14 protein-coding genes are annotated in these 14,266 nt (G+C 33.8%); 6 read left to right on the top strand and 8 right to left on the bottom strand.

Annotation, left to right across the window (positions count from 1 at the left end; all coding sequences use genetic code 11):
• Positions 1 to 113: 113 nt before the first annotated feature.
• From KUA55_RS09325 to thiD, 3 genes are all read right to left on the bottom strand, one after another.
• Positions 114 to 260 carry a hypothetical protein gene (locus KUA55_RS09325; protein ID WP_218325926.1) on the bottom strand — a complete coding sequence of 49 codons (147 nt, stop codon included), beginning with the start codon at positions 258 to 260 and terminating at the stop codon, positions 114 to 116.
• Between the two features lie 158 nt (positions 261 to 418).
• Positions 419 to 967, bottom strand: a complete 549-nt coding sequence (locus KUA55_RS09320) for an ECF transporter S component (protein WP_246601450.1) — start codon at positions 965 to 967, stop codon at positions 419 to 421.
• Positions 960 to 1,769: a bifunctional hydroxymethylpyrimidine kinase/phosphomethylpyrimidine kinase gene (gene thiD, locus KUA55_RS09315; RefSeq protein WP_218325924.1), complete on the bottom strand. Its 810-nt coding sequence runs from the start codon at positions 1,767 to 1,769 to the stop codon at positions 960 to 962. The genes KUA55_RS09320 and thiD overlap by 8 nt, the downstream gene beginning before the upstream one ends.
• Before the next feature lie 161 nt (positions 1,770 to 1,930).
• Here thiD and KUA55_RS09310 point away from each other — a divergent pair, with 161 nt between their 5' ends.
• On the top strand, positions 1,931 to 2,185 hold the full coding sequence (locus KUA55_RS09310) for a hypothetical protein (protein WP_218325923.1): 255 nt from the start codon (positions 1,931 to 1,933) through the stop codon (positions 2,183 to 2,185).
• Positions 2,186 to 2,234: 49 nt separating this feature from the next.
• On the opposite strand, the gene KUA55_RS09305 is transcribed toward KUA55_RS09310, so the two are convergent.
• Together KUA55_RS09305 and KUA55_RS09300 are read right to left on the bottom strand one after the other, a co-directional pair.
• Complete coding sequence (locus KUA55_RS09305; protein ID WP_218325922.1) at positions 2,235 to 3,608, bottom strand: cation:dicarboxylate symporter family transporter; 1,374 nt, start codon at positions 3,606 to 3,608, stop codon at positions 2,235 to 2,237.
• Positions 3,609 to 3,915: 307 nt separating this feature from the next.
• On the bottom strand, positions 3,916 to 4,602 hold the full coding sequence (locus tag KUA55_RS09300; RefSeq protein ID WP_218325921.1) for a YdcF family protein: 687 nt from the start codon (positions 4,600 to 4,602) through the stop codon (positions 3,916 to 3,918).
• Between the two features lie 70 nt (positions 4,603 to 4,672).
• Between KUA55_RS09300 and KUA55_RS09295 the strand changes: the two genes are divergently transcribed.
• On the top strand, positions 4,673 to 4,975 hold the full coding sequence (locus tag KUA55_RS09295) for a rhodanese-like domain-containing protein (protein WP_218325920.1): 303 nt from the start codon (positions 4,673 to 4,675) through the stop codon (positions 4,973 to 4,975).
• A gap of 54 nt (positions 4,976 to 5,029) precedes the next feature.
• On the opposite strand, the gene KUA55_RS09290 is transcribed toward KUA55_RS09295, so the two are convergent.
• On the bottom strand, positions 5,030 to 5,719 hold the full coding sequence (locus KUA55_RS09290; protein WP_343214714.1) for a YoaK family protein: 690 nt from the start codon (positions 5,717 to 5,719) through the stop codon (positions 5,030 to 5,032).
• A 125-nt stretch (positions 5,720 to 5,844) separates the two neighbouring features.
• Between KUA55_RS09290 and KUA55_RS09285 the strand changes: the two genes are divergently transcribed.
• A complete protein-coding gene (locus KUA55_RS09285) occupies positions 5,845 to 6,453 on the top strand; it encodes a histidine phosphatase family protein (protein ID WP_218325919.1) in 609 nt (202 codons plus the stop codon).
• Between the two features lie 34 nt (positions 6,454 to 6,487).
• Here the strand turns inward: KUA55_RS09285 and KUA55_RS09280 are convergent, their stop codons facing one another.
• Complete coding sequence (locus KUA55_RS09280; protein ID WP_218325918.1) at positions 6,488 to 7,408, bottom strand: prenyltransferase; 921 nt, start codon at positions 7,406 to 7,408, stop codon at positions 6,488 to 6,490.
• A 62-nt stretch (positions 7,409 to 7,470) separates the two neighbouring features.
• Entirely contained in the window at positions 7,471 to 8,457 is a 987-nt protein-coding gene (locus tag KUA55_RS09275) for a GIY-YIG nuclease family protein (protein WP_246601449.1), read from the bottom strand.
• Between the two features lie 210 nt (positions 8,458 to 8,667).
• On the opposite strand from KUA55_RS09275, the gene KUA55_RS09270 reads away from it, so the two are divergent.
• The 3 genes from KUA55_RS09270 to KUA55_RS09260 all read left to right on the top strand — a co-directional run bounded on the left by KUA55_RS09270 (position 8,668) and on the right by KUA55_RS09260 (position 14,228).
• Positions 8,668 to 10,170, top strand: a complete 1,503-nt coding sequence (locus KUA55_RS09270) for a C40 family peptidase (RefSeq protein ID WP_343214713.1) — start codon at positions 8,668 to 8,670, stop codon at positions 10,168 to 10,170.
• A 642-nt stretch (positions 10,171 to 10,812) separates the two neighbouring features.
• The gene (locus KUA55_RS09265; RefSeq protein ID WP_218325917.1) at positions 10,813 to 11,763 is read left to right on the top strand and encodes a zinc-binding dehydrogenase; all 951 of its coding nucleotides are present in this window, start codon (positions 10,813 to 10,815) and stop codon (positions 11,761 to 11,763) included.
• 902 nt (positions 11,764 to 12,665) lie between these two features.
• Positions 12,666 to 14,228: an AcpB/EbpR/MafR family transcriptional regulator gene (locus KUA55_RS09260; protein ID WP_218325916.1), complete on the top strand. Its 1,563-nt coding sequence runs from the start codon at positions 12,666 to 12,668 to the stop codon at positions 14,226 to 14,228.
• The last annotated feature ends 38 nt before the right edge of the window (positions 14,229 to 14,266 follow it).

Below are 14,266 nucleotides of genomic sequence, written 5' to 3'. Positions count from 1 at the left end.
AATAGATTTGTCTATCATTCAACGAACAGAATTGTAAGACACAAAAAAAGCATCCGCTCATAGCCAGCAGATGCTTTTTAATTTAGACAATCGTCCATTTCTTGTGACGCTCCTTATGCAGTTTTTTTAAGTTTTGAAATTGCTTCTTCAATCGTGACGCCACTTGCGCGATGATCGCTATTTGGGATATAAACAATGAATAAATTGTTTTCAGTGTCTAAAGTCACCCGATAAGTCAAATCTTGAGTAGAGAATGTCATTATACTTCACATCCTTTCTTGAAAAATTCATGAAAACACTTATCTTTGAATAAAATTATAGCATGGGTCGTTTATAAAAACAAGAAAAAAGCTGATGCATGTTAAGAAATATAACATGTATCAGCTGTGCCCCTGCCAAGGAATTTTATTATAGCATATTAAATAGTTTGTTTGTGTAATATGCCTTTCATAGCAGACTTTAAAGGGAAGTAAAGTAAGCTTGTGATAATAATGGTCGAAACAATGTTGATGACAGTCGCAGGCATACTGATGATAGAAGCCATAAAAGCAGGCTTTAAGTCTGCTCCAGCAATCATTGACATCATTGTTGCCTCTATGACTGAGGCGATAAATTTGGCAATCCCTGCAAAGAAGGCAATCGTGATAATTTGATAAATTTTTGTCGGATCCTTTTTAAACAGCCAAAAGCCAAAGTAGGCAGCCGCCCCCACAACAAAACATTCAACAAAATAAATTGGTGCCTCACTGGCATAGCCATTTAAAATATCAAAGAGTGCAAAACCAATGCCTCCAGCCAAAGCGCCACGCCAATAACCTAGTAATAGCACCGCTAATAAAACCACTGTATTGCCAAAATGAATAAACATTCCAGTTGGTAAAGGAATTTTAATCATAGTACCGCAAAATGTTAACGCAGCAAATAGTGCCACGAAAACAATTGTTTGGATTTTTTTGTGATTAGTCATGATTTTCCTCCATCCTCTTCTCAGCATGATTGTATGCTCCGTGCCAAACATGGCCGACATAAGGATTAATTGCTATTCCAGCTTTAATAGCTGCTTGAACAAAATTAATACTTGTTTTGATAGCTGAAAATAGTTCATAATCTTTTGCTAAAGCAGCGGTTATGCTAGCCGCAAAAGTACAGCCAGCACCATGATTAAAGGTTGTTTCTATAATTGGGTGTGGGAAATAATGAAATATTTCGCCATTATAGTACAAATCAAAGGGCAACCCAGCGCCGCCACCTTTAATGACAACATTTTTTGCACCAAAGGAATAAATAATTTTTGCCGCCTTTTCGATTTGTGATTTTTCTTTTAATTCGCCTAAACCAGAAAGAATGCCCGCTTCCCTTAAATTAGGTGTTGTGATATATGCCATAGGTAATAAAACTTCTCGCATGGCAGTTACATTGTCTGCATTTAAAAAATCAGTGGTTCCTTTTCCTGCAATTACCGGATCCACAACGATTGGTCCAGAAAAATCAAATAATTTTTGACTCGTCAATTCGATAATTTCACGGGAGGGTAGCAGACCAGTCTTAATAGCATCGATTGGACCTGCCAAAGCCGAATCTATTTGTTTGTCGATTAAATTTAAGTCTAAAGGCGTTAATTGGTGTTTGCCACTTTCAGGGAACATGGTGACAATACTAGTAATTGCCGCAAAACCAAAAACTCCATATTCTTGAAAAGTTTTTAAATCCGCTTCAATCCCACCGCCACCAGTTGCATCAGAACCGGCTATAGTCACTACTTTTTTCATAAAAACCTCCTTACAAAAATTTAGTATAGTCTTCTTTTAGGAATTAAAAACAGCCAATTGGCTTTTATTTGGGTGGGCCAATTTTTATTTTGTCATCCGGCGCAAGTCTGATGTCATAGAAAGATTTTTGAGGCATAATAAGGTAAAGAGGAGGGAGAACCGTGGAACAAATTCTTGCATTAGTTGTTTTAGCTTTTATTATTTATTTGGTGGTTCGCTTGAGTTCAGTAATTTGGCGGGTACTAGGGGTTTTACTCATTATATTCTTGATTTATGCATACAAAGATCAAGCATTTGCTCAAATGGAATCCTTTGTAGCAAATCCTGACTTTGGTGGCTTATTAGGAACTATTTCGCAGTTCTTTACAAGTTTATGGGGTATGATTAGCAATTTATTTCACACAATTATAAATTAAAATAAGTCTATGAATGGGTAATTAATTTACTCATTCATAGACTTTTTTATTAGTTATTTTCAGTTGCGATTGATTCAGAATTTTTTTCACTTAAATCGATTCCGCTGACTTTACATGTCACTGCGCTAGCAACAACTCCGCCGTTTAAATTAACTACAGTTCTACCCATGTCAACAAGTGGTTCAATTGCAATAAATACTCCTACAAGACCTACAGGTAAGCCTAAAGCAGAAAGTGAAATAATCGTAGCAACAGAACCACCACCACCAGTTCCAGCAATCCCAAATGAGGTCATCGCAATAATAAATCCAGCATAAAGTAAAAATTGAGGTGATAATGGATTAATTCCTTGTGTTTGAGCAACAATCGCGATAATAATTCCTGGATAAAGACCAGCACAGCCACACATACCCATCGATGTTGCAAAAGAAGCACTCAAACTTGAAATACCTTTTGGAATATTTAAATCTTCTTGCATCTCAAGATTCATAGCCATTGAGCCGGCACTTGACGCTGTAATAAAAGCAAAGGAAAGAACTGAGAATGCCCGTTTAATATAACGTGCTGGTGAAATACCACAAAGAGCAATAATCAAAATTTGAATGGCAAAAACAATTGCCATCGCAACATAACAAGCAACAAAGAATTTTGCCAGTTTCCAGACAGCTGAAAAATCATTATTTACTACAGTAGTAGTCATGATGGTAAAGACTGCGTAAGGAGCAAATGATAAAAATAAACGAACAACTGACATAATGATTTCATAAATGCTATCCATCATTTGTTTGAAAAATCCAGCAGCTTCTGGTTTTCTATCTTTAATTTTTAAAAAGGCAACTCCTAAAAATAGGGCAAAAATAACTACACCCAAGGTTGCACTAGGTCTCTGACCAGTTAAATCATAAAAGGGATTTGAAGGGAAGATAGCAATAATTTTTTGAGGCAAACTCAAAGCATTTTCGCCACCAGCAACATAACTGTCTCTTAATTCATTGGCAGTACTTAAGGCTGTTTTAGAGATAGTAAAGCCGCTACCATCAATATTAGCAAAATAACCGGTAATTATCCCGATAATTCCTGCAAATCCTGCAAACCCAATCAAAGTCCCAACGATGGTCGCACCTAGTTTGGCTACGTTGGTTTTTATTTCAACTTTAGTAAAGGCTAAAACGACACAGACAAAAACCAATGGCATTGCAATCATTTGCAATAGTTTGACATAAATACCACCTAAAATACCTACCCAATCAGAAAAAAGCATCCGTTCAGAGGCAGAAAAGAATTGGTTTAAGATAAGTCCTAAAATAATCCCTAAAACAAGGGCTAGGACCACTCGCTTAGAAAAGGCAACTTTTCGACTTTTTAAATAAAGTAAGCCATAAATAATCGCAGCAACAATAATAAAAGATATAGCAATTAACATTTTACACACTCCAATTTGAATTAATCATCGTCATGTGCAATCATTCACTTATGAAGGCAAAAGAGTTTATTTATATAGTAAAAATGATATTCGATTGATCTTAAAGGCGACTCCATAGATGAAGAGACATAACGATTAGCTTAGAAACTCTAAGATTCTTCTTTACTCATAGTCAAAGACGTTTATTCATTATGCTCCCCCCAATCGCCACTATAAAAACCCTTACAGTCAGCGTAGCAAAAAGAAATGTCGAAAACAATAAATTTTTTTGTAAATAAGACCAATGAGTCTGACTTCTCACTGGTCCTTAATTTTTTCGAACATCTCTTATTAGTAAATCTTTTACAGCTAGATACGCTTGCCAAACATTATCAGGAATATCAACATGGGGAATGTAATTTGCACCTTTGGGACCGTAGCCTTGCTCATCATCATGCAGACGTCGGATTTCTCCGATGACTAAAGACAAATAATACTCTTTTGGCCACCAATTTTCATCAAAAGTAGGATAGGGCATTAAAGCAATATCTTTAGTGGGTATGGGCCAATTTTTCTGAAAAGTTAATAAGCTCCTTTTTTTCAACAGTGGATCTTGAACCAACCAGATTTTTTCAGGCGGATTATCAAAAGCTGCTAATGAAAAACGAGCATTTTCACCAGTATTTGTCGATTGTTCCTCCTTTATAATGTCTAACTGAGAAATATCGCCGTATGTCTGTTTAAATATTTCTAGCATAATAGTTGCTTCAGGTAATTGAGAAAAATTTTCCATGTGTAGTTCAGGCATCATTTCTTTATAGTTATCAATTAAGAATTGTGTACCATGTCCAATCCCGCCGCAAAACATGACTGTTTTAATTTTTTTCTCTTTAACAAATTTTGCAGTATAGCTAATTAAATTTGGTAAACTATTTCCGGCTAAAACTAACGTATCAGCGGAAAAATTTTTTTCATCTTCTTGTTGAATTAAAAAATTAACTAACGTTTCTAACATAAGCTTCACTCCTTGACTGAAAAAACAAAACTCTCTATAGTTATTTTAACATAACTAGGAGGTTGAATAGATGTCACTTCATGAAGCCAAAGAGATTTCTCCAGATGAATTAGAAGAACTCCTAAAAAAAGACGCGATCACGTTATTAGACGTTCGAGTCGTTGAACAATATCAATCAGGCCACATTAAAGAAGCGCTTAATTTTCCTTTAGCTAACATAACTAACTATCAAGGATCAAAGGACAAACCGATATATTTAGTCTGCCGAACTGGTAATAAAAGTGAACAGGCTGCTGAAATATTACAGGCAAAAGGCTATCAAACTTTTAATATGACCGGCGGAATGCATCAATGGTTTGGTGAGATTGTTTAAAAAAAGGTTCCAAGCTCAACAATTTGAGCTTAGAACCTTTTTTAATGAGAAAGTTTAATTCTTTTTTGTTTTGATTAATATACAGATTAAAGCAAATAACAAAAAAACAATCGACACAAAGATAGTCTGATCTCCGAGAACACCTGATAATAATGAAACTAGCGCTGCTCCAACAATAAAACTGCCAATAATTGTAGCGATATCACGACATTTATTAATCGCTTTATGATCTTTTAACATTAATCCTTCCAAAATACTTGCTGCAAATGTCCGAATATTTCCTGTCATCATTAAAGAAGTAAAAGGAGCACCTTTTAAACGATTAAATTCTTGCAATTGAGCAGCTGCAGCAATTGACAATAAAGCACTGGCAGCTCGGTCAGATAAAACTGACGCAAAAAGAGCAACAATTAGCATACAAATAATTTCCCAACCAATCACAAACGATTGACGAATACCTGGTCGTCTACTGTGATCAAATTTTTCTTGAAATAGACGAATTAAAATAGTTCCTAACATAAATGCCAAAATAGCAATCAAATACCGACTCACACCGACATTATCTGGATGAATAAGGTGAATACCAAATAAAATTAAATTACCAGTTTGTAAACCTGCAAATACTTCACCATGTAGTAAATAAGTATACGCATCAAGACTACCTGCTGCCATAGCTAAAAGTGAGCCAACTAATAATGTTTCATGAATCGGTATTTCTTTTTTTATCTTTTCAAGTTCCTCCACAAATACCGCCTCCTAAAATTCTTGGTTATTATTGCGCTAATTCTAAAAAAAAGCAAAAAGAATGTTTTTCCAAAAGCTTTTCAATTTATTTTTATTGCAGTACACTGAAAAAAAGGAGAGGTTTGATGACAACATTTTATTTTATTCGCCATGGCTTGACTCAAAACAATATTGAGAGACGATTTAACGGTGGAACGGTTGATACACCATTAGTGGCTGAAGGGATCGATGAAACAAATCGAATGGCAACAGAATTAGCAGCAACTACTTTTGATCAAGCTTATAGCTCACCCCAAATGCGGGCGCAAACTACAGCACAAATCATTTTAAGTCAAAATCATGCTGCGCCAACAATTCAGATTGATGAACGATTAAGAGAATTAAAACTAGGAGATTGGGATGGCAAAGTGATCGATGAAGTGAAAAATCATCCTGAAGCCTACAATTATTTTCATCAACCAGATAAATTTAACTCAGAAAAAATACATGCCGAATCCTATGAACAATTGATAAATCGAGGAAAAGATTTTATTTCTGAGATTAATCAAAAAAATCAAAACCAGCAAATCTTAGTAGTCACACATGGCTTGTTTTTGATGACTGTTTTTTCCAATTTAAAACAGGATCCTTTGAGCCAACTTAGGAAAAGTCCAATTGTACCAAATTCTAGTCTCACAATTCTGAAAACAGATGGAGAAAAAGCAGAGTTTGTTACTTGGGGAAAAACATTTTAAAAAAGACCAATCTCAAAATGAGAATGGTCTTTTTTTATAATTGATGGATCAAACTGCCAATAAAGTAAAGCAATGGATAACCAATCATTACCAAGGACATTGTCTTTAAAACAATTGGAAAGGTGGTAGCTTTGTCCTGTTTTTGCTGATAGATTTTTAACCCTTGGATACTTTTTGGTAAGAATAAAAACAAAATTAAAATGGGCCAGGGAGCAATTCCCAAAAAGACAAAAATAGGTAATAGTAAATAACTAATTGCAAAAACGATCAGCAATACTGAAACTGCTGTTTTTTTGCCTAGATAATAAACCAGAGTTTTACGACCATTTTTAACATCTTCTTCTAAATCAGACGTATTATTAGCCAATAAATTATTAAACATCATCATGCTAAGCGGCAAACACAAAATAAAAACTTCAAAAATCATGAAAGGAGTCACTTCGATTTTGCCATCAATTGCTAAATAAAAACCAATGACTGGAATAAAAAAGCCACTGGTCGTACCAGTTAAAACTTCAGCAATCGGAAGTGAGTTCAACGGGTGCTTACCGTAAGAATAGAAAAGACCAATATAAAAGCCAATTAAGCCCAAAATTCCAACAATAATATTGGTCCTCAAAACTAACCAAACACCAAGTAAAAAGGCGATAAACAAACAAATAAGATAAAGATTTCTAACAAACTTTAAACTCAATTTCTCTCGACCAATGACATTCGTTACTTCACGATAATGTTGGTCAGAAGCATTTTTATAATCCATGTAATGATTAAAAATATTCGCAGTTACATGGAAAATAATTAAAATTAATCCATAAAGGAATAAATCTAAACTGATTCCCCAGTCAAATTGATCCATCGCAATCGAAACCCCCATTAAAATTAAAAACAAATTCAACGGGGCCGTATAAATTTCTGATAACTCCCAAAATTGTCGGAAAGTAAATTTATTTTCCATTAACATCCTTCTTTCATAGATACTTGCTTATTTATTAAACGCAATCGAAAGAAGTTTGTCTACTAAAAGGGTTGCTCTTCGACAAAAATAGCCTGAGCAGTTCCATGGGCATTCAAATAATTAAAAAAAATAGGGAATAGATCGGCATCTTCCTTATCCAAATGTTCTTTTGATAGCCAATTTTTGCGATTTTCTTTTGGAATTGAATGGAGCAATTTTTTTTGCATTTGTTCAAAAGTTGGGCGCCGTTTATAAACAATACGATTTAAAATCATTCCTTTACTATAGAGATAGCAATAATATTGGTTGTTTTCAGCTAGTAAACCAATAAAAAATCTACCTTGTAAAGTTAAAATTAATTGTTTATTTCGTCTTAAAAAACGTTCAATTATTAAATAATTCTGCCACCAAATAGCTGCAGTTTCAAAATCTTGACGGTGGTTAGCCCGCTGAATTTTATCTTCGATGCGTTGTAAAACTTTTTCGGGGCGGCCTTTAAAAGCATCGCTAATTTCTGTTAACCTTCCAGTAAACTCTTCTTCAGGTGTTAGCTCAGACGAAATGTTCACAATATCTTTGGCAAATCTAAGTGGACCTGTCAGGCGATATAAACTCATTAGTATTTTTTTTATTTCGATCATTTTTGCTTGCTTGAAAAAAGGGCCAATTATTTGTCCTTGATTTGACCAATGATTTAATACTTTCAGATAAGGCTCTTCATCTAAAAATTGAAAAAAACCATAATTCTCGTAGCGGTTCATTCTTTGATTAAAATGAGGGCGTATTTGATGGATTTTTTGACACTCTAGAATTAAGGCATCAAATTCAGTATCAACTAGTTGAAAATCAAAATCATCAATTTGGCCAACCATTCGAATAACTTTTTTTGAATGCTGTTTATTGTTCCTGAAATAGGAAGCCACTCGTCTTTTCAGATTTTTAGCCTTTCCAACGTAGATTGTTTGACCTTCATTGTCTTTCATGAAATATACACCTGGAGACTCAGGTAAACGACTAACTTTTTCTTTTAATATCAATGATTTAGTCATGCTATGCTCCTTATAGTGATTTTTACTTTTAAAGCCACAATCGCACTTTTAAAAAACTAATTAGTCATTTTTAACGTACCGAAATGGTTGCAATACTAATAAAAATTTGCGAGAATTAATATAACGAATTTTATTATTTTTAAAGATCGTTAAAATATTTCTTGTGAGTGCGGATTGTCAGTTTTTGTAAAAATAGATTGGAGTGAAAATATGGATATGGATACAAGGGTAAGTAGAAGTCAACTACGTCAACAAAGACGTCGTCAAACCAATAATTATTTATATTTGAAAAAAAGTACTGCATTATTAGGAACGGCACTAGTTGCTGCTTCTGTTGTTGCACCATTAATGAATGCGAGTCAAGCAGATGCGGAAACTAATAGTGATGCATCGACAGCAAATTCTAGCGTTGATAAACAATCATATATCAGCAGTTTGGCTGGAATGATCGAGCCAGAAGCTGAAAAAAATGATTTATATGCATCGGTTATGCTAGCACAAGCAATTTTAGAAAGCAACTGGGGACAAAACGAGTTCGCCAAAGGACCTTATTTTAACGTCTTTGGTTTGGAAGGACAGTATGAAGGTAATTCTGCTATCCTACCAAAAACAAACTTAGCAACTGGCTTAACAGAACAAAAGGAATTGAAAGATTACGATTCTTATGAAGATGCAGTTGCTGATTATGTTCAAGTAATGAAGACGACTGAAGAAAATGGCGACGACCAATACTTCAGCGGTACTTGGAAACACTTTGCTGATAATTACCAAGCAGCAGCTCAAGCCTTACAAGATCGTTTCAGTGAAAGTAGCACTTATGCGCAAGAATTAATTCAAATTATTGAAGAAAATAATTTAACTAACTATGATACACCAGCTAAAGAAATTACAACACCGGCACCAACTAATGAAGCAGTAGTCGCACCAGAAACCTATACTGTTCAGTCTGGTGATTCTGTTTGGTCTATTACTAATCAGCATAACATTAGTACGAATGATTTTGTTTCTTGGAATAATTTACAAGATAATGATATCTACACAGGACAAACCGTTGTCGTGGGAAATGGTGAAGATAGTGCAGCTTCTGCTACAACAAATACACCAGTTGCTACACCTGAGGTTACGACACCAGCGCCAACGACACCAGTAGTTGACAATAATACTAATGTTGAGGCACCTGTTGTTGATACGCCAGTCGTTGAATCACCTACAGTTACTGCACCAGTTGAAACGGCTCCTGTTGAGGAGAATACACCAGTAGAAAACAACAACACGGTAGCTGATGAACAAGTAAACACTACAACACCAGAAGCCACTACTCCAACGGATAATGGTCAAGCTACAACGGATAATGCTCGAGGTGAAGCGGTTGTTGCTGAAGCAGAAAAATATCTTGGAACAGATTATGTTTGGGGCGGTAGAACACCTGAACAAGGATTTGATTGCTCAGGATTAACACAATATGTTTACCAACAAGTTACTGGTGAAGATATTGGTAGTTGGACTGTCGCTCAAGAATCATCAGGGACTCAAATTGCAGTTTCAGATGCACAAGCAGGCGATTTACTTTTCTGGGGACAACCAGGTGCTACCACACACGTAGCTATTTCTACGGGAGATACAGGATATATCCATGCGCCACAACCAGGACAAGAAGTTAAATATGGTGATACACAATGGTATACACCTGATTTTGGTGTACGAGTTTATTAGAAATTAAATAAAGTGAAACTCTCGAAAGCATACAGCTTTTGAGAGTTTTTTTGTCTACCTGGAGCCTATTTAAAAAGTCTTTTAAATAGTCGTTATTTAATTTTTAAAAAACTTCAGTACAGGTAAAGTTATTTCCTTACATTTCAAGAAGAATAACCAGCATCGTCAGATCATTAAGAGAAATAACTATTCTATAAAAAGACTTCTAAAAGACTTCGTGTCTACTGGTAGCTTTTATTAAAGCTTTTTAGATCTCGATGATAGTTTACATAATACTTTAGAGTGGAATTAATAATAATTGGATAGTTTCTTATCCTTGATAATTATTTGAGAATGAATTTTAAAATTATATCTTTGATTTAGTAATTTATCAGTTTAGATGTTTTTTTAATAATGAACATAAACGTGATCTAAAGATGAAAAATAAAAAAAGAAGAAAAAACTTTTAAAAAATGATATGATTCTGTTTGAAATAATGTACCTAAACATTCTAAATTTTATATCATAAAATGTATATGATCCAAATAACTAAATAGGAGGTAAATGATATAGAATTATTTGTGACAATCCATACTATATATTGGAATTTAACCAGATAGTATTTTAGAGGTTATTATATAAATGACAGGAGATTAACTAATTATGAAAGCTTTATATTTCGACCATTTCGGTAATTCTGATGTTTTAACATATGGTGAATTACCAGACCCGGTTGTTTCTAGGAGTGAACTACTATTAGGAATGGAATATATTGGTTTGAATTATGCGGACATTTATAGAAGAAAAGGAGAATATCACATAGAGGAGCGTTCTCCATATATAAATGGGTACGAAGGTGTTGGGACAGTCATTGATATTGGCTCTGCTGTTAGTGAGTATAATATTGGTGATAAAGTCTTTTTTGTGGATGTTCCTTTTTCAAACGCCGAATTAGTGGCTGTTCCAAAAGAAAATGCCATAAAACTACCTAGTAATATGGATTCAAAATTAGTAGCAAGTATTGGCTTACAAGGCTTGACTGCTGATTTTTTAGCTCATGATTTAGGGAATGGACTTGAAAGTAGTAATGTTTTTGTGCATGGGATAAGTGGTGGGGTGGGGCAAATTTTAGCTCAAATGTTAACAGCCGATGGTCTTAATGTATATGGGATTACTTCTTCAAAAGAAAAACAACAGATGGCTTTAGAGCAAGGTGCAAAAAGGGTTTTTTTAAGAAATTCAGATTGGCAAGAAGATTACTTATCGTATTTTGATACCGTATATGATGGAGTTGGGATTACACTACTGGATAGTATTGACTTAGTTAAACATAGAGGAAAAGTAGTTTTCTTTGGAATGGCTGGAGGCAATCCTCCTAAAATTGATTTTGTTGAATTACTTTCTCAATCAAAAAGCATATTAACCGGAGATCTTTGGGATTATTTGACTAGCTATAAGGAACGCAGTGAAAGAAGTGATAGACTTTTCAAGTATTTTAGAGAGGGTACGATAAATATTAGTGAACCAACTATTTTTTCTTTATCTAATGGTAAAGAAGCCCATGAATTTTTGGAATCAGGAAAAAGTGTCGGTAAAATTCTTTTAGAGCCATAGAATGATGCCTTAGATTTTTGTATAAAGATATTTGATGGAAATCATTGTCAGATATCTTTATCACGATTAATGAAAAAAATATTTAGACTAGTGGATTTTCTAAGTCATAATTCAATAATAGATGCTAAATTATAATACGCTAGCTGCGCGTAGATGATAAATTATTTTTTTATTTAAACTTCTTTTCAAAATAAAAAGATATTAAGAGCTAATTATGAAGGATAGTTATGCAATAGCAACCAGATGTTGCACTTACTCCTAACATTCGCCAATTTAATGTAGCTTTGTATAATACATGTTATGTAAACTAAGTAGTAAAAAAGCGAATATCTTTTTATAAAGTGCAACAACTGAACTAAATTTTAATCACCTTCGTGGACAATCATACATTTTAACCAGAAAGACATTTCTCTTGTTCATATAACTCTTTACAAGTTCTAAAGCAAAGCTATGAATTTTTTTAGGTCTAGTGTTTAATTCCTCAGCAATAAAAAGCATATCTTCTTGAGTTTGCTTCTCAAAAGTCTGTTTCTTAGGCAAATAAACTCGAATGAATCTATTAGTATTTTCATTTGTACCACATTCTTGTGGTGCGTATGCATGTGAAAAATAAACTTTAGCCTAGTAAACGACTAATGAATCTCTCGTTTACGAATTCTCTGCTACGATCAAAAGTAATAGATTTTACATGATCGCTGCGTTTAATCTAAATGTTGACTTGATAGTATTTGTCTTCGCCTATTTTTATAACCCTTCACTTCAAATATTACCGTTATATTTTTTTAAAATTACAATTAATAATTTTTTTATTACATATAAAAAAATGAGCAACAATTTTGGTCATTTATAAACCTCCGTTATATGATTAAAAGGGGAAGTTTCTCTTAATAGGAGGATTTTTTATGAAAAGAGAGTTAATTGGGAGTTCAAATTATCGTCGGATGCGCTTGGTAGAAATTTTAGATCGTCTAGATGATTGGCTATCTGTTAAAGAAGCTAGAGTTGTTGTTAGTTGCTCTACCAAAACATTGATGTCAGATATCGACTATATCAATGATTTTTGGGGTACATATGTCAAAATTGATTTCTCGAAAACACTAGGTTTAAGGTTGAGTAATGTTTCAACGAATAAGATGGCAAACATTTATAACATAATTTTTGCTGAAAGCAAGGAATTTCAAATGATTGAACAGCTCTTGTATCAGCCAAATGAAGATGCTAGTTTTTGGTGTAAATACTTTTTCTTGAGTGAAGCAAGTTTCTATCGAATGGTAGCCAAAATTGATATTTTTTTAAAGAATTACGGGCTACGACTTCATCGTAATCCATTTTACGTGACAGCAAAAAAAGAGCAGTGGGTTCGGTTCTTTTATCAGGAATATTTTAGCGAAGCTTATGGATATCTCCACTGGCCTTTTGATCTAAACCAAGTCGCATTATCAAAAATTATCACAAAGATTGCGAATTCTTTAGGGTTTCGGTTGAATGATATGGAAAAACAAGATAATGCCTATTTAATTGTGATTAGCTTATTAAGAGCTCAACAAAACTTTACTATTTCGGATGAAGAACTTTTGTCTGATGATGATCTGTACGAAAGTATTATAAATGATGAATTTATTCCACTGAAAGAAATTTTTAAAGGTAGTGGAATTAAAATCACATCTTCTTGGTATAAAGAAGTGAGCCATACTGCACTATCTGCTTTTTATCATTGGGATAATTTAGAACAAATGAACAAAACAACCGAAAAATTTGAAGACTTTCTTCAAGCAATCAGTACCTTTATTGATGCAGAGATATCTTTAATAGATCATCAAAAAATTTTACAAGAATTACTTTATTGGTATGTTGTCTACTTATATTATCCTTTCGACCGAATTATTTTATTTGATAAATTTAAACGTTTTTCACGGGAAAGTCAGCGGGTTTACCCGGTTTTTGCCAGCTTAGTCGCAAATTATTTGAAAGAATTTGATAAGAAAGAAACTACTGATTGGGCCAAGATTCATTATTATCGGATTTTTAGCTTACTGATGAAAGAATGGTCGCGATTACCGGTTATTTTGAATCATTTGCGGACAAAAATATCTATTTTAATCGTAAGTGACCTAGGAACGAAGCATGCAGAGATGTTAGAAAGTCTATTACAACTTGAATACGGTAACCAGGTGCAATCTACCATTTTTAAAGGTTCAGTTATTTTTAGTGAGCGAATAGACGTCTCATCCTTTCAAAATTATGACCTCGTAATTAGTAACAATCCACTGTCAGACTATCAAAATGGAAACCTCATAATTGTTGATAACTTCATATCCACAAATGATCGTTACAATATTTTTGCTGGTATTTTAAAAATGCAAAATCGTCATGCAATTGAAACTATTAAAAAAATGGATCTAAATAAGGAAATTATCCACCTTTTTTCTAGCCTCTCACCTCGTTTCGTTTTTACAACTAAATAAAAAAAGCCTTGAAGCAATCATTTATTTGACTGCTTCAA

The organism is Enterococcus alishanensis, from assembly GCF_019218635.1.
Taxonomy (GTDB): Bacteria; Bacillota; Bacilli; order Lactobacillales; family Enterococcaceae; genus Enterococcus_A; species Enterococcus_A alishanensis.
The sequence above is the reverse complement of the archived record's forward strand: the minus strand, read 5'-3'. Positions and strand labels throughout refer to the sequence as shown.